General features: G+C 48.6%; 14 protein-coding genes. All 14 read right to left on the bottom strand.

Annotation, left to right across the window (positions count from 1 at the left end; translation table 11 throughout):
* Positions 1-11: 11 nt before the first annotated feature.
* Positions 12-2,639 carry a DNA mismatch repair protein MutS gene (gene mutS / locus NSS95_RS06415; RefSeq protein WP_043052501.1) on the bottom strand — a complete coding sequence of 876 codons (2,628 nt, stop codon included), beginning with the start codon at positions 2,637-2,639 and terminating at the stop codon, positions 12-14.
* Positions 2,640-2,898: 259 nt separating this feature from the next.
* Entirely contained in the window at positions 2,899-3,438 is a 540-nt protein-coding gene (locus NSS95_RS06410; RefSeq protein ID WP_014098490.1) for an outer spore coat protein CotE, read from the bottom strand.
* 189 nt (positions 3,439-3,627) lie between these two features.
* On the bottom strand, positions 3,628-4,056 hold the full coding sequence (locus tag NSS95_RS06405) for a RicAFT regulatory complex protein RicA family protein (RefSeq protein WP_340713838.1): 429 nt from the start codon (positions 4,054-4,056) through the stop codon (positions 3,628-3,630).
* Positions 4,056-5,603 carry a tRNA (N6-isopentenyl adenosine(37)-C2)-methylthiotransferase MiaB gene (gene miaB, locus NSS95_RS06400; protein WP_026683679.1) on the bottom strand — a complete coding sequence of 516 codons (1,548 nt, stop codon included), beginning with the start codon at positions 5,601-5,603 and terminating at the stop codon, positions 4,056-4,058. The genes NSS95_RS06405 and miaB overlap by 1 nt, the downstream gene beginning before the upstream one ends.
* A gap of 342 nt (positions 5,604-5,945) precedes the next feature.
* Complete coding sequence (locus tag NSS95_RS06395) at positions 5,946-7,319, bottom strand: putrescine aminotransferase (RefSeq protein WP_014098493.1); 1,374 nt, start codon at positions 7,317-7,319, stop codon at positions 5,946-5,948.
* A gap of 13 nt (positions 7,320-7,332) precedes the next feature.
* Complete coding sequence (locus NSS95_RS06390; RefSeq protein WP_014098494.1) at positions 7,333-8,832, bottom strand: aldehyde dehydrogenase family protein; 1,500 nt, start codon at positions 8,830-8,832, stop codon at positions 7,333-7,335.
* Positions 8,833-9,123: 291 nt separating this feature from the next.
* Positions 9,124-11,259: a sigma 54-interacting transcriptional regulator gene (locus NSS95_RS06385; RefSeq protein WP_014098495.1), complete on the bottom strand. Its 2,136-nt coding sequence runs from the start codon at positions 11,257-11,259 to the stop codon at positions 9,124-9,126.
* A gap of 121 nt (positions 11,260-11,380) precedes the next feature.
* Positions 11,381-12,742, bottom strand: a complete 1,362-nt coding sequence (locus tag NSS95_RS06380) for an APC family permease (protein ID WP_172653414.1) — start codon at positions 12,740-12,742, stop codon at positions 11,381-11,383.
* Positions 12,743-13,073: 331 nt separating this feature from the next.
* On the bottom strand, positions 13,074-14,345 hold the full coding sequence (locus NSS95_RS06375; protein WP_014098497.1) for a peptidase U32 family protein: 1,272 nt from the start codon (positions 14,343-14,345) through the stop codon (positions 13,074-13,076).
* Between the two features lie 10 nt (positions 14,346-14,355).
* A complete protein-coding gene (locus tag NSS95_RS06370; protein WP_014098498.1) occupies positions 14,356-15,267 on the bottom strand; it encodes a peptidase U32 family protein in 912 nt (303 codons plus the stop codon).
* Between the two features lie 189 nt (positions 15,268-15,456).
* Positions 15,457-15,717 carry a stage V sporulation protein SpoVS gene (spoVS, locus tag NSS95_RS06365; RefSeq protein ID WP_014098499.1) on the bottom strand — a complete coding sequence of 87 codons (261 nt, stop codon included), beginning with the start codon at positions 15,715-15,717 and terminating at the stop codon, positions 15,457-15,459.
* A gap of 374 nt (positions 15,718-16,091) precedes the next feature.
* Complete coding sequence (locus NSS95_RS06360) at positions 16,092-16,892, bottom strand: TIGR00282 family metallophosphoesterase (RefSeq protein WP_014098500.1); 801 nt, start codon at positions 16,890-16,892, stop codon at positions 16,092-16,094.
* 86 nt (positions 16,893-16,978) lie between these two features.
* Positions 16,979-18,541 carry a ribonuclease Y gene (gene rny / locus NSS95_RS06355; protein ID WP_014098501.1) on the bottom strand — a complete coding sequence of 521 codons (1,563 nt, stop codon included), beginning with the start codon at positions 18,539-18,541 and terminating at the stop codon, positions 16,979-16,981.
* A 482-nt stretch (positions 18,542-19,023) separates the two neighbouring features.
* Positions 19,024-20,091: a recombinase RecA gene (gene recA / locus NSS95_RS06350; protein ID WP_014098502.1), complete on the bottom strand. Its 1,068-nt coding sequence runs from the start codon at positions 20,089-20,091 to the stop codon at positions 19,024-19,026.
* Positions 20,092-20,343 lie beyond the last annotated feature (252 nt).

Below are 20,343 nucleotides of genomic sequence, written 5' to 3'. Positions count from 1 at the left end.
GACAACACCACCTATTTTTTTAATTTTTTCTGAATCTCATAGAGTGCATTCATGGCCGCAAGCGGCGTCATCTCGAGCAAATCGAGTTCCCTAATTTGCTTGAGCACCTTTCTTTCCTTTGCTTCAACCGTTTTCTGACGCGGCGTTTCCGGCTCTTCAAAAAAGGACAGTTGCGCGGGCTCTGTGGCAGCAGCCGCCTCCGGGGGGTTCATCTGCGTTTCGCCGTTATCCTGGTTTTCAAGCGCATGGAGAATTTTTTCGGCGCGGCGAATCACTTGTTCCGGCAGGCCGGCCAGCTTTGCCACATGGATCCCGTAACTTTTATCTGCAGGGCCTTCTTTGATTTTATGGAGGAAAACCACTTTGCCGTTTTGCTCCATGGCGCTGACATGGACGTTTTGCAGCTTGCCCAGTTCCGCAGAAAGCGCCGTCAGCTCATGATAATGGGTGGAAAAAAGCGTTTTGGCCCCGATTTCATCATGGATGTATTCGATCATCGCCTGGGCGAGTGCCATCCCGTCATATGTAGACGTTCCGCGCCCGATTTCATCAAATAAAATCAGGCTTCGTTCCGTTGCGTTTGCAATCGCGTTTTTCGCTTCAAGCATTTCGACCATGAACGTACTCTGGCCAGAAATGAGATCATCGGCTGCGCCAATCCGTGTAAAAATCCTGTCAAAAACCGGCAGCTCCGCCTCGCGTGCCGGCACAAAGCAGCCGATTTGCGCAAGGATTACCGTCAGCGCAATTTGCCGCATATACGTGCTTTTCCCGGACATGTTCGGCCCGGTAATCAGCAGAATCTCTCGGTTTTCATCCATCAGGCAGTCGTTTGGCACATAGCTTTGCGAATCGAGTACTTTTTCCACGACCGGATGGCGCCCTTCCGTAATCTTCAGCACGCCGTCTTCCCGGAATACCGGCTTTGTGTAGTGGCGTTTTTCGCTTACGACGGCAAAGCTTTGCAGCACATCAATCGTGCTGACCGCTTTTGCGAGGCGCTGCAGCCTGGGAATAAATTCTTTTACATGTGCCCGGATTTCCGTAAACAGCTCGTATTCCAGATCGATCATTCTTTCTTCCGCCTGTAAAATAAGCGCTTCTTTTTCTTTCAATTCCGGTGTGATGAACCGCTCGGCGTTCGCCAACGTCTGTTTCCGTTCATAGCGGCCTTCTTCGAGCAGGTGGAGGTTCGCCTTCGTCACTTCAATATAGTAGCCGAACACGCGGTTGTATCCGACTTTCAGCGACTTGATTCCGGTCCGCTCGCGCTCGTCGCGTTCGAGGCTTGCAATCCACTGCTTGCCGTTTTTGCTCGCGTCGCGGTAGCGGTCCAGCTCTTCGTTATAGCCGTCGCGGATCATCCCGCCTTCCTTCACGGAAACCGGGGGATTGTCCTCAATCGCGCGTTCGAGCAAATCTGTCAGTTCTTCACACGGGTCAAGAAGCGCCGCCAATTTTTTGCTTTCCGGGCTTTCCAAGCTTTCCATGACCGCCCGGATACCCGGAATTTGCTGTAGCGAGCATTTCAGCTGGATGAGGTCACGTGCATTCACATTGCCAAATGCCACCCGGCCGGCAAGCCTTTCCAGGTCGTATACTTCCTTCAGGCGCTCGCGGATATCCTCCCGCTCAAAGTAATGGTTTAAAAAGGTTTCCACCATTTGAAGCCGTGCTTCTATTTTTTCCTGCTTAAGCAGCGGCCGGCCGATCCACTGTTTTAAAAGCCTGCCGCCCATGGCTGTCATCGTTTCATCGAGCAGCCATAAAAGCGATCCTTTTTTGCCTTGCCCGCGGATCGTCTCAGTCAGTTCGAGATTACGCTTGGAGTAATAATCAATATTTAAAAACCGGCGGACTTCATACATTTCAACCGGCTGCAGATGATCGAGGCTCCTTTTCTGCGTGCGGAATAAATAGTTTAACAGTCTTGCTGCAGCCAGCCGCAAAAGCTCCGGTTCCAACTGGGGCAGAAGCCTTTCAAAGCCTTCCTTTACAGCCGTATCCGTTTCAAACGAAATGGTGATATTTCCTGTATTTTTCATTAGCCGCGCGTATTCATCCGGAAATTCCGGATCTACCACAGCTTCTTTTGCGCCGATCGACGCCAGTTCGTTCAGTACTTCTTCAAACGGGCCTTCCAAAAGACAAGCCCTGCCCTCCCCTGTTGACAAATCTATATAGGCAATCGCGAAATTCCCGTCCGCCGGGGATGCAACAGACGCAATATAGTGGTTTTCTTTTTCCGCGAGCGATTTGCCCTCCATCAAGGTGCCAGGGGTAATCAGCTGGATGACTTCCCGCTTGACAACACCCTTTGCCAGTTTCGGGTCTTCCATCTGTTCACATATCGCCACTTTATAGCCTTTATCAATCAGCTGTTCAATATAAGTGCTGGCGGAATGGTACGGTACCCCGCACATCGGGATTTTCTCGTCGCCGCCGCCGTCCCTGCTCGTTAATGTAATTTCCAGTTCCTGGGACGCTTTAATGGCATCTTCGAAGAACATTTCATAAAAATCGCCGAGACGGAAAAATAAAAAGGCATCCTGATATTCCGCCTTCACTTGCAAATATTGCTGGATCATTGGGGTATACGCAGCCATTCTTACCAAATTCCTTTCCTGCTTTTCAATCATTCTTCAATCCTGTTTATTATAACATATTTGCATGAAGGCCTTCATAAATTGAAATACGGATCATTTTACAAAGCCGGGCCTTGTCTGTTGATTTTCAATGTCTCCTCCAGGGATGCCAGGTTTTTTCTGCCTGTGTCAAAACCCATTACAGGATTTCGCGTGCATTCTAAGCATGCGTTTTGGTGGGGCAAATGGCCGCGCTTTTACCGCCGGATGCCCAGAAAAAAACTAGGAGTGCATGTCTCCTAGTTTGTGGCTTCTATTCTTCTTCACTTCCCACTAAAAAGTCAGGGTTTAATTCTTCAAACTCGTCGCTGCTTTCTTCTTCCCATTCATCGTCATCGCTGCATCCTTCAGGCGAGATGGCAACACAAACCTTTGTTTCTCCGATGACTTCCACGAGAAACTCTCTTTCAACACTGACAATGATTTTATTGCCGTTTGGCGAAATGACCGCTTCAATGCAATTCGGCTGCTGCAGGACGCTTGCGATGACTTCTTTGTCGTCCAGGCAATCCGGATCCCTGTAATGCAATTTAACGGTATCGGTATACTCGACTTTTTCCGTCATGACCGATGTCTTCGTATTGTCATTATGGGAATACCAGATGTTCACATCATAAGAGCCGCGGATTTTAACTTCTTTATCTATTTTCCTGGCTTCGTACTTATGGTTGATAATCCAGCAGCCTAAAATGCTCGAAGGATGCTGCGGCGGGCAAATCGTATGATTGGACTGCGTAAATTTGCGCCCTTTCGCAACGACTGCTTTTGTAATGATTTCTCTATATTCTGCCATTCGAGCGAACCCTCCTCATCTATTTTCAATTCATCCTATGCTTTTACCCAGGCCGGTGTGCCAATTCTTTTTCTCGCCACCTCCGGGTAATCCTAACATATGCCGCGACAATAGGAGGGTGCCCGTACAATGGATTTGCCTTGTGCTGCGCACCAAAAAAACGGTGTGCACAGATGCACACCGTTTTTTTCAGTGGAGGGTGCCGGAAGAATATTTCACCTGGGATCCGGTTTGGCCTTTTAAAAGATCGCCGCCGGTCGATTTGATGATTTCATCCGTGACCGTATTGGAAATGGTATTTGTGACAATCTGGAGCAGGTCGTTTACGTCCACCTGTGACTGCTTGAATTCCTGAACGACCGGGATGCCGTCCAGTTCTTCCTCCAGTTCGTCTATTTTGGCTTCTACTTGTTTTAATGCTTCTTTTTTTCCATAATGCTGCAAGTTGACAGCCTGCTTTTGCAAAGCTTTAATATTGGCAATTAAATTGCGGACTCTCTCATTTTCATTGATTTGCGCTTCCGCCCGCTTAAAAAAATCGACCTCTTCCGTTTCCGCAATCATTTTCGCAAGTTCGGCAGCTTTTGCGACGATATCATCTTTTGTAAACTTCTGCATCACGCTTCCACCCCGGCCGGATCAGGCACGGCCACCATTTCCCCGTCCAGTGACCATGTTTTCGCCTTCGTAATTTTTACCTGCACAAGTTTTCCAATTGCTGATTTCGGCCCCTTGAAGTTGACGAGTTTGTTTTTGCGTGTGTAACCGGCTAAAATTTCCGGATTGTTTTTGCTTTCGCCTTCTACAAGCACTTCCACAACCTGGCCTTCGTATTTTTCCATGGCCGCTTTTGAATAGGCATTGACGAGTTCATTCAGGCGCTGCAGCCTTTCCTTTTTCACTTCCATCGGGATATTATCTTTCATTCTGGCTGCCGGCGTGCCTTCGCGCGGGGAATAAATAAACGTATAGGCCGTTTCGAACCCGACTTCTTTATACAGGGACAAGGTTTCTTCAAACTGCTCTTCGGTTTCGTTTGGGAAACCGACAATAATATCGGTAGACAGCGCCACATTCGGAATCGCGGCTTTGATTTTTCTGACGAGTTCCAAATATTGTTCCCGCGTATATTTGCGGCCCATAATTTTTAAAATTTCGCTTGAACCAGACTGGACAGGAAGATGGATATGCTCGACAAGGTTTCCTTTTTTCGCCAGCACTTCGATCAGACGGTCGTCGAAATCGCGCGGATGGCTCGTGGTAAAGCGGATGCGCGGGATGTTGATTTTGCGCAGATCATCCATCAAATCGCCAAGTCCGTATTCAAGGTCATCAAAATCTTTTCCGTAGGCATTGACGTTCTGGCCGAGCAGCGTGATTTCCTTGTAGCCTTTGGCTGCCAGTTCACGCACTTCCTGGATGATGTCTTCCGGACGCCTTGACCGCTCTTTTCCGCGCGTATACGGCACGATACAATACGTGCAGAACTTATCGCATCCGTACATGATGTTTACCCATGCCTTGATGTTGCCTTTGCGCACTTTCGGCAGGCTTTCGATCACGTCGCCTTCTTTGGACCATACTTCCACAACCATTGCCTTGGACATATACGCTTCTTTTAAAATGTGCGGCAGGCGGTGAATGTTGTGGGTGCCGAAAACCATATCGACATGCGGGTGTTTTTGCAAAATTTTATTGACGACGGATTCTTCCTGCGACATACAGCCGCAAACCCCGATCAGCATGTCCGGTTTTTCCGTTTTCAACGGTTTCAGGTGGCCGATTTCGCCAAACACTTTATTTTCGGCATTTTCACGGATGGCGCATGTATTTAGCAGAACCACATCCGCATCTTCCACCGTTTCGGTCGGTGTGTAACCAAGCTGCATAAAAATGCCGGCCATCACTTCCGTGTCATGTTCGTTCATTTGGCAGCCGTAAGTCCGGATGTAAAATTTCAATCCGTCGCCCATGCCTTTTAAGTCTTCATCGATTTCGAAGTCTTTAAAATACTGGACTGGTTTCCGGCTCCGTTTTCTTGCTTCTTTTAAATTCGGCGGAATATAAACCGATTGGAAATATTTGCTGTAGTCCTTTTCGGATTTTTTGTCCGCAGGCTCTACAGGGTTCACTTGCTGCTGTTCCAAACGTTGTTTCTCGTTCATGGCAATCCCCTTTCTGTTTGCACCATGCCGCGCTCAATTTGCGGCAACCATATAAAAATCATGCGTATAACCAGTATAAATGGTTTTTTCTCCTATTACAACAAACCCCCGTTCCCGGTATGTGTCAAGTTTTTCACGATTCCCGGAACATCCGGACTTCAAAAGCCGTTTGTTTAACCATTTAACGCGGATTCATTCGCGGTTTGTGCCGGTGTCACATTGGCAAAACACCGGGCTGTGCGCTTTACCGGGAAAAAAGAAGCCGTTACCTTCGTGCCCGGCGCAAAAAGCCCCTTCCTGTTTCAGGCAGAGGCTTTTTGCGTTTCTCTTCCGTTTTACATTTTATGCCTTCACTTGCGATAAAACGTGTTTGAACGTACGGATAACCTGGTCGATTTCTTCATAGCTGATTGTAAGTGCCGGTTCAAAGCGCAAAGTTTTCGAATTAATCAATGTGCCTGCGACAAGCACGCCCCCGTCAAACATGCCTTTTGCCACTTCATAACCGAGTTCATCCGAATGGAATTCTATCCCGATCATTAACCCTTTCCCGCGGACTTCCTGGACAATGTCTTCGTGGCCTTTTGCCGCCTCTTTTAAGCCGTTCAGGAAATAATCCCCGGCAACAGCTGCGCGTTCCGGCAGCTTTTCCTCGATGAGGACACCGATCGTTGCAATTGCCGCAGCACAGGCAAGCGGATTTCCGCCGAAAGTGGTAGTATGCATGAACGGATTCGGGAACCAGCTTTTGAACACTTCTTCTTTCGCGACCACCGCGCCGGCAGGCATCACACCGCCGCCAAAAGCTTTCGCGAGACAGAGAATATCCGGGACGACGCCGTAAAGTTCCGCCGCGAACATTTTTCCGGTACGGCCCATGCCGGTCTGCACTTCATCAAAAATGAGCAGCGCGCCAAACGCATCGCAAAGTTCACGGACTTGTTGCAAGTAGCCCTCCGGCGGGAGAATAATGCCGCCTTCCCCTTGGATCGGCTCCAGCATGACGGCTGCAACATCTTCTCCGACAAGGGCGCATGTTTCAAACGTTTTTCGCATCATGTCAATGTCGCCGTACGGGATATGGCGGAAGCCCGGAACAAGCGGAAGGAATGGTTTGCGGAACATGCCTTTCGCCGTCCCGGACAATGAACCGAGGCTTTTCCCATGAAAAGCACGGGTAGTCGAAATGATGGTTGTCCGGTCGCTGTACATTTTTGCGAGTTTCAATGCCGCTTCCACGCTTTCCGTTCCGCTGTTTGTGAAAAACGCATATTTTAAATCGCCGGGCGTGATATCCGCCAATATTTTTGCAAGCATGGCCCGAAGCGGGTCAAGCAAATCCTGGCTGTGGAGCGCCTGGCGTTTCAGCTGGTCGGTCACAGCTTTTACGACTTTCGGATTACGGTGCCCGACATTGTAGATTCCGAAACCGCCCAGACAGTCGATATATTCTTTGCCGTTTACATCTTTAAAACAGGCGCCGCTGTCGGACCATTCGACTGCCGCAAACTGGCCGCCTTCCGTCACGGTTTTCCGGTATTCCAGAAAGCCCGGATTCACATATTCGCGGAATCCGTCCACCGTTTCCTTCGTAATCCATTCCGCTTCTTCCTGCGTGACTTCCTGTTTTTCAATTAAATTCAGCACTTTATGAATATAACCGAGTACCGCTTGTTCTTCGCTGTTTTTCTTCTCTTGTTTGATATCTATCCCCATTTATGATCTCTCCTTATTTTTCATGTGAAAACCAGCCGGTTGGTTCCACTTGTAAATTGATGTTGATTTGTTTGATTTCCTGAAATTCTTCGAGCCCGAATGTGCCGAGGCTGCGCCCGATTCCGCTTTGCTTATAGCCGCCCCACGGCGCTTCGTTATAAGTAGGATGATAGGAATTGATCCACGTAATGCCGGACCGGATCTTTTTAATGACCCTTAACGCCTTGGCCCCGTCATTGGAGAAAACCGCACCGGCCAGCCCGTATACCGTGTCATTGGCCAATTTTACAGCTTCCGCCTCATCCTTGAATTTTTGAATAACAACGACAGGGCCGAAAATTTCCTCCTGGACAATCCGCATGTTTTGTTTAACATCCACAAACACGGCCGGCCCGACAAAATACCCTTTATCCAGCCCGTTTTCCAATAGGCGGTTGCCGCCAAGCGCTAAGGTGGCGCCTTCCTGCTTGCCGATTTCAATATAAGAAAGCACTTTTTTCATATGTTCTTCGCTGACAAGCGGGCCCATTTCCGTATCCGGATCATCCCCCGGCCCGACTTTAATTTTGGCGGCTCTTTCCACAAAATGGGAGACAAATCTTTCGTACAAGCTTTCTTCAACAAGGATTCTCGAGCCGGCGGAACATACCTGGCCGGCCCCGCTGAAAATGCCGTACAAGGCGTAATCAACGGCCGTTTCAAAATCTGCATCGGCAAAAATAATATTCGGAGATTTCCCGCCGAGTTCAAGGGAAACTTTTTTCAACGTATCGGCCGCCTGCCGCATCAGATGTTTCCCGGTTTTCGTGCCGCCGGTAAAGGAAATCATATCCACTTCCGGATGGGTGACGATCTCCTCGCCTACTACCGGCCCCGCGCCCATGACCATATTGGCGACACCTTTCGGCAAGCCGATTTCTTCAAAGATTTCAAAGAGCTTCATGGCTGTCACCGGCGTCACCTCGGACGGTTTAAAAACGATCGTATTTCCGGCTGCCAGTGCCGGCGCGATTTTCCAGACGCTCATTAAAAGCGGATAATTCCATGGCACGATAAGGCCGCATACCCCGACGGGTTCCCGGACAACCATTGCCTGCATCGGATCTGCGACATGGTAGGTAAACCCGTCAGGCTTCGTAATTAAGCCGGCGTAGTAACGGAAACAGGCAGCCGCATCGGCAATATCATAGCTTGCTTCTCTTAACGGTTTCCCGTTGTCCAACGTTTCAAGCCTGGTTAAAGCCTTCGCGTTTTCGTCGATTTTATCGGCAACTTGAAATAAATACGCTGCCCTTTCCTGTGCAGGAATGCCGGACCATATCCCCGATTCAAAAGCTTTTCGAGCTGCATCCACTGCTTCATGGGCATCACGGGTGGTGCCTTCCGGGGCAATGGCGATGGTTTCACCGTTCGCAGGATTTTTTATGGCACGCGTTTCCCGGTTATCTGCATCGATCCATTCGCCGTTAATATACATTTTCAGGTTGATGACGGATTGTTGTACCCCGACCATTTTTCATCCTCCTTTATTCTCTTCGACGAATAATCTTGCAAGAAGGGTGCCAATTAATTTTCAGCCTGATTTATGCGGTTTCGCACGCACAGCATTATGCAGTTTTGCATAATGCTATTTTTTTCTGCATGGAAACGGAGCGGGGAAAGTAAAAAAGAAAACCGGCGCGTTTACACCGGGAGGCACTGAAACAAGTTGCAGGCTGCAAAAAAACGGCGGGACACTGTGAATGGTAGCGTCCCGCCGTTTTTTAGGCTTTGTTTGCGGCAGCAGGGGTTTTTAGAAGAAGCTTTACTTGAAAACGGCATCCTCTGTTTTCCTGTTTTTCTTGTTTAATATTTTTTGGTATTTGCGGCTGACGGAAGACTGGCTGATGCCCAGTGCTTTCGCCGCTTTTGTTGTCGTTTTGTACTGGTTCATGGCCAGCAAAATGAGCTGCTCCTCGACGGACTCCATCGCCTCCTGCAACGGCATGATTCTTGTGACGACCGGCTTCATTTTTTTCCTTTCAGAGCCGAATGTTAAAAACTGGCTGACAAACCCGCCATCGATGGCAGCATGGTCCGCAGTGACGACCAGCCTTTCAATAATATTTTGCAGTTCCCTTACATTTCCCGGCCACGGGTAACATTCCAGCACATTGATCGCATCAGGCGTTAAATAAAACTTCCGGCCGTATTTTTCGTTTAATTGCTGCAAAAAGTGGAAGGCAAGCAGCGATATATCTTCCGGCCGTTCCCGGAGCGGCGGGATCCGGATCGGAATGACGTTCAATCGGTAATATAAATCTTCCCGGAACCGGCCCTCTTCCACCATTTTTGCCAGGTTTTGATTTGTCGCCGCAATGATCTGGACATCGATTTTAATGGGGGTTGTGCTGCCGATCGGGATCACTTCCTGTTCCTGCAGCACCCGCAGCAATTTGACCTGCAGGTGCACCGGCAATTCGCCGATTTCATCAAGGAACAAAATGCCGCCGTCCGCCTGCTTAAAGTATCCTTCTTTTCCGTTTTTTTCCGCACCTGTAAAGGCGCCTTTGACATATCCGAACAATTCGCTTTCCAGCAAAGTTTCCGGAATCGCACCGCAGTTCAGTTTTAAAAACGGTTTTTCCGACCTTTTCCCGAATTGGTGGATCGCCTGGGCAATGACTTCTTTTCCGACGCCCGATTCGCCGGACAGTAAAACAGTGGACGAAAATTCGGCGATTTTCTTTACCTGGTGCATGATTTTTTCCATTTTCGGGCTGCAGTAAATCATTTTTTTCAAAAACCGGTCTTTGTTTTTGAACTGGTCGAGCTCTTTTTTGTACCGGGCTGAAATTTCTTTCATCTCTTTCAGTTCGGTTTTTAACCGGGTCGTCTCGGTTATGTCCCGCGATGCAATAATGATCCGGTCAAGCGCGCCTTTTTCATTAAAAACCGGGTTCCCGACGGCCAGAATTTTTCTTCCCGTCCGCGTTTCCTGCACAACGGATACTTTTTTCCGTTTTTCCATCACGAGCCTTATAACCGACGGGGTGAATAAGCCCTGGTCTTCAAAATCGAGGATATTTTTCCCGATCAGCGTTTTTACGTCCACCTGCCAGAAATCTTCAATGATGTTCTCCCCGTAGCGAAGCAGTTCGCCCTTTGCATTGACGACAAGAATTTCGTCATAAATCGTCGACAGAATCGCATTCAAGTCTTTATTTAAGTCTTTTATATATTCGATTTCAAGTGCCATTTCTTCTACCATCGGCAAATCCTGAACGACAATGATCAGGCCTTCAACTTCACCGGCGAAATTTTGAATCGGGCTGTAGTCGGCCAAAACCCCGACCCCGTTTGCGAATTCAAGATGGTTCAGATACGTTTTCCCGGTTTCAAACGCTTTTGCGATATGGTCATGGCTGAAAATACTTTTACCAGGGGCATTCAGCACCGCTTCGTGCGGCAATTTAATCATTCGTAAACCTGCTTCGTTACAATGGATGATCCGTTTTTCCCTGTTGAGCACAAAAATGCCCATTGGGATCGATGCGAGCAAGATTTTCAGAAAGTGGGCGCTTTCGTTTTCCTGTTTAAAGAGCTCCGCCAGCATGTCCTCTCTTTGGATGTAGCCGGACGGGCGGCCATCTTCGCTTCTCACAAGCGCAAATGGTTCACCAATGATTTGGAACAAGCTCGTAATGGAAATATGGTCATCGAGACGGCTGATCCCGTCAAGCGGTTTTGCGTGGCGAAGCAGGGTTTCTTTTGAAAAGTTGCCTTTTTTAAGCTTTTCCAGCAGTTGATGATTCAGCAAGGCATAGGCAAATAATTCTCCGTCCTTCTTTAAAAACAGAAAAGGCCCTTTATGCTTTTGTAACGCCAGCCTTAAATCTTCTTCACCGTCAACCGAAAAGGGGATGATCGGCTTTATTTTTTCTTTTGCAATTGCCGGCATTGCGATTCCTCCTTGCACCTTCTAAAAATATAGTATCACTATATTTTAATATTGGAAATAGTCCGGCACAAAAAAAGAAGATGCCTGCACATCTTCTGCCATGTAACCATTGCTTTTTATCTTAAAGAATAGAAGTTTTTTCTGCTTCATCCAATTGAAAATCGATGACCTGCTTGCGGAAAAATTTCGTTTGGATCGCCATATAAATAAATCCGATGCCTGACCAGATAATGCCGAAAATGAGGGCGTCTTTTTGCAAGTTGGACCATAAAACGCCCGTCAGCCCTGCCCCGGCTAAAGGCATCACCAGGTAGGAAAACACATCTTTTGCCGTTTTATAGCGCTTTTTCCGGAAGACAAAGAAGGCAATAACAGATAAATTGACGAATGTAAAAGCAATCAGGGCGCCAAAGTTGATAAACGAGGAAATGAGTTCCAGGCTGGGCGTGATCGCAAGCAGCGACACCAGGCCGACAAGGATTACATTCCATGCGGGGGTCCGGAATTTCGGATGCACGTACCCGAACCATCGCTTCGGCAGGACGCCGTTTCTCCCCATCACATATAACAGCCGCGAAACACTGGCATGGGAAGCAAGGCCGGACGCAACCGTGGCGGCAAATGCACCGGAAATAAACAATAATTTAAACAGCGTTCCGCCCACATACAATCCGATTTCGGGCAATGTGTCATCCGTGTTTTTAAAATGGGAAACGTCCGGAAACAAGGCTTGCGCGAAATAACTGGCGATAAAGAAGACCGCACCGCCGATAAAAACCGTTAGCATGATCGCTCTCGGCATGATTTTGGGATCTTTCGCTTCCTCCGCATACATCGTTACCGCATCAAAGCCGATAAACGAGAAGCATACGACTGTCGCTCCGGTCAGGACCGCGCTCAAACGGACATTGGAGTGGTAAAGCGGATCGAAAGTGAAAACCGTACCTTTTCCCATTCCGTGCGAAAATTGTACAACGGCCAGCACAAGAAAAGCACCGATTAGCACGAGTTCAAAAACGACAAGAATGGTGTTCATATTGGACGTTTTCCCCATGCTCCATACATTGATGCCCGTCACGGCGGCTACATACGTCACCACCCAGATCCAGGCGGGCACGTTTGGAAAGACGGATACCATATAAATCCGGATAATTAAAGCATTCACCATGGGCAACAGCAAATAGTCGAGCAACGCCGCCCACCCGACAAGGAAACCGAGATGGGGGTTCATCGTTTCCCTTGTATACGTGTAGGCAGATCCGGCGTTCGGGAAAACTTTTACCATCTTCCCGTAACTGATGGCGGTAAACAGCATGACAATCAACGCAGTGATATAGGCAAGCGGCACCACCCCGTTGGTTTCCTTTGATACGATGCCAAAAGTATCAAACACAATGGTAGGCGTCATATACCCTAATCCAAGTCCGACGATGGCCCATAAACCGAGTGAACGCTTTAATGTCGCATTCTCCAATTTTATCATCCTCCCTCTCTCTTCCACGAATCAAAGATGTTTGCTTTTTGGTACGCTAATAAGGCTGCTCCGCTTCCATCCATGCGAAGGCCTATTATTCTACATCTTTGCAATTTTCATACCAATTATTAGAAAAACAAGAGGAGGATTTGAAAAACTCAGAATTCAGGAAAAGCAGTCGCGGGAGTTCGGAGGGGTAGGGGGAAAAACGGAAAGTTTCTTATGCAATATTGCATAGTTTCACCTGTTTTGCATACCATTGGAAGGCAAATTGACGAAAGCCGGGGATGCAAAAACGGCGGGAACGTATTTTTGTATCCCGCCGTTTTGAGGTAAATTTTCATTCACTTGGAGCCTGTCCAGGAAAGTTTGAAAAGCGTGCCGTACTCACCGGCATTTTGCGTATCCGCATCAAATCATAAGGTTTTACAGGATGGTCGACGATTGTTTTCACGGTCATCATCGCATTCGGGGCACGTTCAATGCACTTGCCGTCTTCATCCCAAAGCTTGCGGATGGTTTGGGTGAAACGGGCAAATCCCGGCCCGTAAAACTCCACTTCTTCCCCTGTCGTAAAATGGTTGCGCTGTTCAAGCGTGGCGATTTTTGTAGCCGGATCGTAATCCAAAACACGGGCAGCGAAAGTATATTTCGGAATTTTGCGGGGGCGCCCGAACAGTTGCTGGTGGGCATCCGGTTCCCCAAAGTAAAAACCGGTGGCCAGTTCCCGTTGTGCCACTTTCCAAATTTCTTCCTCCCACGCCGGGTCAAAAACAAAATGGTCCGGATCTTCACAATAGGCATCGACAATCGCCCGGTACACATTCGCCACAGTCGAAACATAGTGGATCGACTTCATTCTGCCTTCAATTTTAAAACTTCCCACACCCGCTTCAATCAATTCCGGCACGTGATGGATCATCGTAAGGTCCACCGCACTCATGGAAAACGGCTCGCCGCCAGCTGTTAAGATGTCGGCTCCTTCATTTTCAAACAAGTCATATTTCCAACGGCATGACTGGGCGCATCCGCCGCGGTTTGCATCGCGGTTCGCCATATGATTGGACAGTACGCAACGCCCGGAATACGAAATGCACATCGCCCCCTGTACAAACGCCTCTATTTCCATACCGGTATTTTTCCGGATTTCGCGGATTTCTTCAAGGCTGACTTCGCGGGCCAGGACCACCCTTTCGACCCCTTCCTGCTCCCAGAACTGAAGCGCTTTGTAATTTGTTGCAGAAGCCTGGGTCGACAAATGGACGGCAAGGCCGGGCGCCTCTTCCATACAAATGGTGATAAAACCCGGGTCGGAGATGATGACAGCGTCAATCCCGATCTCCTTTAATGTGCGGAAAAAATCCCCTGCCCCTTCATCATCGCCTTCATGGCCGACCATATTTGCAGCTACATACACTTTTGCGCCGCGGGCATGCGCAAAGCGGACCCCTTCCTTCATTTCGTCATACGTAAAATTGCCGGCTCTTGAACGCAAGCCGTAAGCCTGTCCGCCAATATATACGGCATCCGCGCCATAGCGGACGGCGATTTCCAGTTTTTCAAGATTTCCGGCCGGCGCAAGCACTTCCGGTTTTTTGATGATGTTTCGCATATTCTCCCTCCTACTGTACTTCATCCGGCTGCCGCAGGAAAAACCCCGTGCCAAGCTTCCGCGTTTCCGGCTGCAATTGCAAAAGCTCAGCTGAAAAACGCGCCGCATCAAAAGTGCCGGACAGCACCGCTTCTTTTGCCCGGACATAAAGGGCGGCAATATCCGTAAAGGTTTCCCCTTCGGCCAAAATGCCGTCGAGTTTCCACGTATCCAGCCCCGCCCTGTGCAGATCCGGCAAATACCGAATGAGCGCAATGTCTTCTGCGGAAAAAATATGGGTGCCATTTTCATCCTCAAAAAGCGGATACTGATTTTCCCTGTCTTTTTTCTCGCTGATGCTGAGCCTGTCACGGACAGTTGTGCCGGCATTAAGATGCGCAAATTGGGTGTAATTCGAAAGCAAGCGGCGCTTCGAGTGGTGGATGCATGTCGGGCCGTATACTTGTACCTCGACGGGTTGCTTGATTTGCGCCTGTATCTCTTTTAATTCAATAAAAGTACATTCGCGCGCCGCCACGGCCCCTATTGCCCCGCGTTTGAGCCAGAACTTTATCTGGTTTGCCGATGTGACAAGCGTCTGTGCATCGTAAATATAAGGCAGATTCAGTTTCATTTCTTTTAAGAGCTGTATCACGCCCGGATCCCCGGCAGTAATCGCATCCACTCCCGCTTTTTCAAGTGATAACAAATATTCCGGAAGCGCCTCTATATGGCCGTTATGCATCAATCCGTTAACGGCTGTATACACTTTTCTATTCTGCCGGTGTGCAAACTTTGTAATGTCGCCTATGTCTTCAAGCGTGATATGGCCGGGCATGCGCAAGCCGAAACGGTTCCCCCCGATATAGAGGGTATCCACTCCGGCCGCAATCAGCGCTTCAGCCTGCCCGGACGATTCAGCAGTAGCAATGATATGGATCAACTTCCACCCCTCCTTCAGCCACTTTTCAGGCTGCAGTAAAAAAGGCGCAAAGATAAAGCGCGCCACGATTTTACTTTATCACGTGGACGGGTTCTTTTTGCTGATAAAGTATGACAGTTTCCGCAAACCTTTTTTCCATACAAAAAAAAGCTGTCTGCTTCTGCAAACAGCGTTTCTTTTCAATCTATATCAGCGGGGTTCAATGATGAGTTTAATAGCGGTTCTTTCTTCTCCTTCAATCTGAATATCCGTGAAAGCCGGGATGCAAATTAAATCCACACCGCTCGGGGCCACAAACCCTCTTGCGATGGCAACGGCTTTTACAGCCTGATTAATGGCGCCCGCCCCGATCGCCTGGATTTCCGCCCCCCCTCTTTCACGAAGAACACCGGCAAGTGCACCAGCTACAGAATTAGGATTAGATTTTGCTGAAACTTTTAATATTTCCATTCCTTCTCCTCCTTGTCTCCTTCCGTTAACCGAATGTCCGTTCAGAGTGACGATTCATGTTCGAACGTGAAGTATCTCTTGCCCGTTTCCAGCCCGGCCTTTTCCCGGCTTCGCTGGAAACGGGGCGGCTGTCCGAAACAATCCGGCAGCCGCCCCGCATATAGGCTACTGATTTTCCTGCTTGTCGTGCGGGCTTTCGTGAACGTCTCTTGCTCAAAAAAACTCCGGGGAGCTGCCCCCCGCACAGCGGGAAAAATCATTTCACTGCTACTATATTCCTTTGTTCTGCGAGTTATGCCATCCTTCATAAGCACCGGTACATAAAAAGAGGCGCTGTCCTGCCCGGCACCCATCCGGAAAAAGAAAAAACCCGTTTATTCAGAGATAAACGGGTGGTCTTCATTAATTAAAATGTTCTGGATCGTTGCGGCTTTGCCTGTTTTTTTATCAAGGCTGATGATGCATCCGCTTAATATTTTCCTTCCCGATTTCGGCACTTCAAAACGGACAGGAAGCGAAGTCAGGAATTTTTTCATTACCGCTTCTTTGTCCATGCCGAGAATGGCATCGTACGGCCCGGTCATGCCGGCATCGGTCAGATAGGCTGTACCGTTTGGCAAAATTCTTGCATCCGCGGTTTGCACATGCGTATGCGTCCCGATCACGGCAGACACTTTGCCGTCGAGAAACCAGCCCATCGCCTGCTTTTCGCTTGTCGTTTCGGCATGAAAATCAACAAAGATAAAATGAGTTCTTTTTCTTGCCAGTGCCACCATCTCTTCTGCTTTCCGGAACGGGTCATCGAGCGCGTTCATAAACGTTCTGCCCTGCAGGTTGATGACTGCAAACTCCGTTCCTTCCGCTTTGATCAACGCCATCCCTTTTCCCGGGGTCCCGTCCGGAAAATTGGCCGGGCGCACCATCCATTTTGCATCCTCAATAAAGTCGAAAATCTCTTTGTTGTCCCATGCATGGTTTCCGAGCGTGATGATATCCGCACCTGCATCCAGCAGGCCGCGGTAAATATTTTTGGTAATCCCACGCCCGCCGGCTGCATTTTCCCCGTTTACGATGGTCAAATGCGGCCTGTATTTCGCCTTTAACTTCGGCAAATATTCATTCACCATCTCACGCCCTAATGACCCTACAACATCCCCTATAAATAAAATCTTCATGCAATAAATCCTTTCTATGCTTTGTAAAACAATCTTTATTTTCTTTTCAAAACGTTAAAGAAAATAAGCGGTGAACACGTCACCGCTTATTTTGCATATTCAACAGCCCGCGTTTCCCGAATAACCGTTACTTTAATATGGCCCGGATAATCCAGCTCATTTTCAATTTTTTTGCGGATATCACGTGCCAGGCGATGAGCTTCCAGGTCGTCGATCTGTTCCGGTTTCACCATAATGCGTACTTCTCTCCCCGCCTGGATCGCGAACGATTTTTCAACACCGTCATACGATTCGGCGATTTCCTCCAGCTTTTCAAGCCGTCTGATGTAATGCTCAAGCGTTTCGCTGCGCGCCCCAGGCCGTGCAGCGGATAAAGCATCAGCGGCAGCGACAAGCACCGCGATAACAGAGGTCGGTTCCGTATCGCCATGGTGAGAAGCAATACTGTTAATGACCACCGGATGTTCTTTGTATTTGGTTGCGAGTTCGACGCCAATTTGCACATGGCTTCCTTCTACTTCATGGTCTACCGCTTTTCCGATATCATGAAGCAGACCGGCACGGCGGGCAAGGATTTCATCTTCCCCGAGTTCGGCAGCCAGCAATCCGGAAAGGAATGCGACTTCTATCGAGTGCTTGAGGACATTTTGCCCGTAGCTCGTGCGGAATTTTAACCGGCCAAGAATTTTGATTAAGTCCGGATGGAGGCCATGGACACCAACTTCAAAAGTGGTTTGTTCCCCCACTTCGCGTATATGTTCATCCACTTCCCGCCTTGCTTTTTCAACCATTTCTTCAATGCGGGCCGGATGGATGCGGCCGTCTTGAACCAGTTTTTCCAGTGCAATGCGTGCCGTTTCCCGGCGCACTGGATCGAATCCCGAAAGAATCACCGCTTCCGGCGTATCATCGATGATCAGGTCAATCCCGGTCAGCGTTTCAAGTGTCCGGATATTGCGGCCTTCCCTTCCGATGATGCGGCCTTTCATTTCATCATTCGGCAGGTTGACAACCGATACCGTTGTTTCAGCAACATGCTCGGCTGCACACCGCTGAATGGCCAGCGAAAGAATGCTTTTCGCCTTTTTATCGGCTTCTTCTTTTGCCCTTGTTTCCGCTTCCTTTACCTTAACGGCAATGTCATGGGAAAGCTCGTTTTCCAGTTTTTCAATAATGATGGCTTTCGCCTGTTCGCGATTGAGGCCCGAGATTCTTTCCAGCTCAGACTCCTGCTCGTTAACCATCTCCTCCAATTTGCTTTCCATCTCTTCAATATGTTGTTGTCTCAGGTTTAAAGAATCCTCTTTCTTTTCAAGCATCGATTCACGCTTATCGAGCGATTCATCTTTGCGATCGAGGTTCTCTTCCTTTTGCAATAAGCGGTTTTCCTGTCTTTGCAATTCATTTCTTCGTTCACGCAATTCCCGTTCCATATCCGTACGAAGTTTATGATTTTCATCCTTCGCTTCAAGCAGGGCTTCTTTTTTCAGGCGATCAGCTTCGCGTTTTGCTTCATCAACGATCTGATCTGCCGCATTTTTCGCCCCTGCAATTTTCGCTTCATAAATTGATCTCCGGATGAAATAGCCAACAACTACACCGACGATAAGGACAAGCAAAAGGGAGATGATCCATATGAGAGACTCCATCAATCTCACCTCCTCTTGCTATGAACTTCTTCTACGTTAAAAATGTCGGCTGTTACATTAATCCTTAGGTTTACAGTATACAGCGCCTGGCTTAAAAAGTAAAACGTTGATCCCGGGGCAAGCCCCTCCGGTGTATATGCATGAAAACCCAATCATGCGTTTCGTCCCGGTCCGGCTGAAGACAAGGATGGTTCCATCAGCCGCATGCGGAAAAGCCGCCGGATGAAAAAACCGGCCCCCCTTCCGGAAACTTCCGGGAGGATTTGCTTTCCGTACAGGAGAAAGTCATTTTTAGAAAAATAAAATATACATATTAATTTTAAAGGTGGGAATTTTTATTGTCAAGTGAAGCGGAAAGATTGCCATTGTAAATTTGTGTTGATTCCTCTCCGCCATGCAGATTTTGTGGCGCAAAAAAGTGCGGTAAATGGACGGCAAAAAGCGCCTGGATGCGGTCAGCATTTCAGGCGCTTATACACCGGTTACTCCAAATTTAATTCTTCCTGTCCTTCCACAGCTTCTTGTTCATCTATAGCTTTCTCGGTTTCATGGGAACCGGCATCTTCTGTCAGGTCGTAATGTTCCCGGATTTTTGCGGCAATCTCGTTTTTCAGATCCGCATTTTCCTTTAAAAATTGCTTCGCATTTTCACGCCCCTGGCCGAGCCGCTCGCCGTTATAAGCATACCAGGCCCCGCTTTTTTGGATGATGTCAAGGTCGCTTCCCATATCGACGATCTCGCCTTCTTTTGAGATCCCCTCGCCGTACATAATATCCACTTCTGCCGTTTTAAACGGAGGCGCTACTTTGTTTTTGACAACCTTGATTTTCGTTTTGTTGCCGACAATGTCGCTCCCTTGTTTGATCTGTTCGGCACGGCGCACTTCAAGGCGCACGGATGAGTAGAATTTGAGCGCACGGCCGCCCGGTGTGACTTCAGGATTACCGAACATTACGCCGACTTTTTCCCGGATTTGGTTAATGAAAATCGCAATCGTGTTCGATTTGTTGATTGCACCCGATAATTTCCGCAGCGCCTGGGACATCAGCCGTGCCTGGAGGCCGACGTGGGAATCGCCCATTTCCCCTTCAATTTCCGCTCTCGGCACAAGCGCAGCAACGGAGTCAACGACCACAATATCCACTGCGCCGCTGCGGACGAGCGCTTCCGCAATTTCCAGCGCCTGTTCGCCCGTATCCGGCTGGGACAGGAGCAGCTCATCAATATTGACACCGAGCTTTTGGGCATAAACCGGGTCAAGTGCATGTTCCGCATCAATAAACGCCGCTTGTCCACCCTGTGCCTGGACTTCCGCAATCGCATGCAGGGCAACCGTTGTTTTACCAGAACTTTCAGGGCCGTATATTTCAATGACGCGGCCGCGCGGGTAACCGCCGACACCAAGGGCAATATCAAGCGCAAGCGAACCGGTCGGGATCGTGGAGACAACCCGGTCGGTCTGCTCGCCCAACCGCATAATGGAACCCTTACCAAATTGCTTTTCTATTTGTTTCAGAGCCTTGTCTAAGGCTTCTTGACGATCATTCACAAAATTTCCTCCTTTTATTCATTCCAAACTCTCGAAAGCAATGAATCTATATCTATACTATACCCGTTTTTTCTCTGTTTGCCAAGCAAAATCTCGAACGCTCATTCGTCTCTTTTTTGCAAAAATCCGGCAAAAAAATGGGGTTTTCCCCCTGTAAAAATGAAAATTCCCCCGGCAAAAAGAGCCGAAAATTGAATTTTTGGCAAACAAATTTTTTTATAAAAAGGCCGCTTCCGTCACTTGCCATGAGCA

It is taken from the genome of Weizmannia sp. FSL K6-3076 (assembly GCF_038007245.1).
In the GTDB taxonomy this organism is placed as follows: domain Bacteria; phylum Bacillota; class Bacilli; order Bacillales; family Bacillaceae_C; genus Weizmannia; species Weizmannia faecalis.
Note: the sequence above shows the minus strand (reverse complement) of the source record. Positions and strands in the feature narration are given on the sequence as shown.

Excerpts from the sequence above, each read along its gene's own strand:
- mutS (WP_043052501.1), bottom strand. The coding sequence starts at position 2,639 with ATGATTGAAAAGCAGGAAAGGAATTTGGTAAGAATGGCTGCGTATACC.
- NSS95_RS06410 (WP_014098490.1), bottom strand. The coding sequence starts at position 3,438 with ATGGCAGAATATAGAGAAATCATTACAAAAGCAGTCGTTGCGAAAGGG.
- NSS95_RS06405 (WP_340713838.1), bottom strand. The coding sequence starts at position 4,056 with ATGCAGAAGTTTACAAAAGATGATATCGTCGCAAAAGCTGCCGAACTT.
- miaB (WP_026683679.1), bottom strand. The coding sequence starts at position 5,603 with ATGAACGAGAAACAACGTTTGGAACAGCAGCAAGTGAACCCTGTAGAG.
- NSS95_RS06395 (WP_014098493.1), bottom strand. The coding sequence starts at position 7,319 with ATGGGGATAGATATCAAACAAGAGAAGAAAAACAGCGAAGAACAAGCG.
- NSS95_RS06390 (WP_014098494.1), bottom strand. The coding sequence starts at position 8,832 with ATGGTCGGGGTACAACAATCCGTCATCAACCTGAAAATGTATATTAAC.
- NSS95_RS06385 (WP_014098495.1), bottom strand. The coding sequence starts at position 11,259 with ATGCCGGCAATTGCAAAAGAAAAAATAAAGCCGATCATCCCCTTTTCG.
- NSS95_RS06380 (WP_172653414.1), bottom strand. The coding sequence starts at position 12,742 with ATGATAAAATTGGAGAATGCGACATTAAAGCGTTCACTCGGTTTATGG.
- NSS95_RS06375 (WP_014098497.1), bottom strand. The coding sequence starts at position 14,345 with ATGCGAAACATCATCAAAAAACCGGAAGTGCTTGCGCCGGCCGGAAAT.
- spoVS (WP_014098499.1), bottom strand. The coding sequence starts at position 15,717 with ATGGAAATATTAAAAGTTTCAGCAAAATCTAATCCTAATTCTGTAGCT.
- NSS95_RS06360 (WP_014098500.1), bottom strand. The coding sequence starts at position 16,892 with ATGAAGATTTTATTTATAGGGGATGTTGTAGGGTCATTAGGGCGTGAG.
- rny (WP_014098501.1), bottom strand. The coding sequence starts at position 18,541 with ATGGAGTCTCTCATATGGATCATCTCCCTTTTGCTTGTCCTTATCGTC.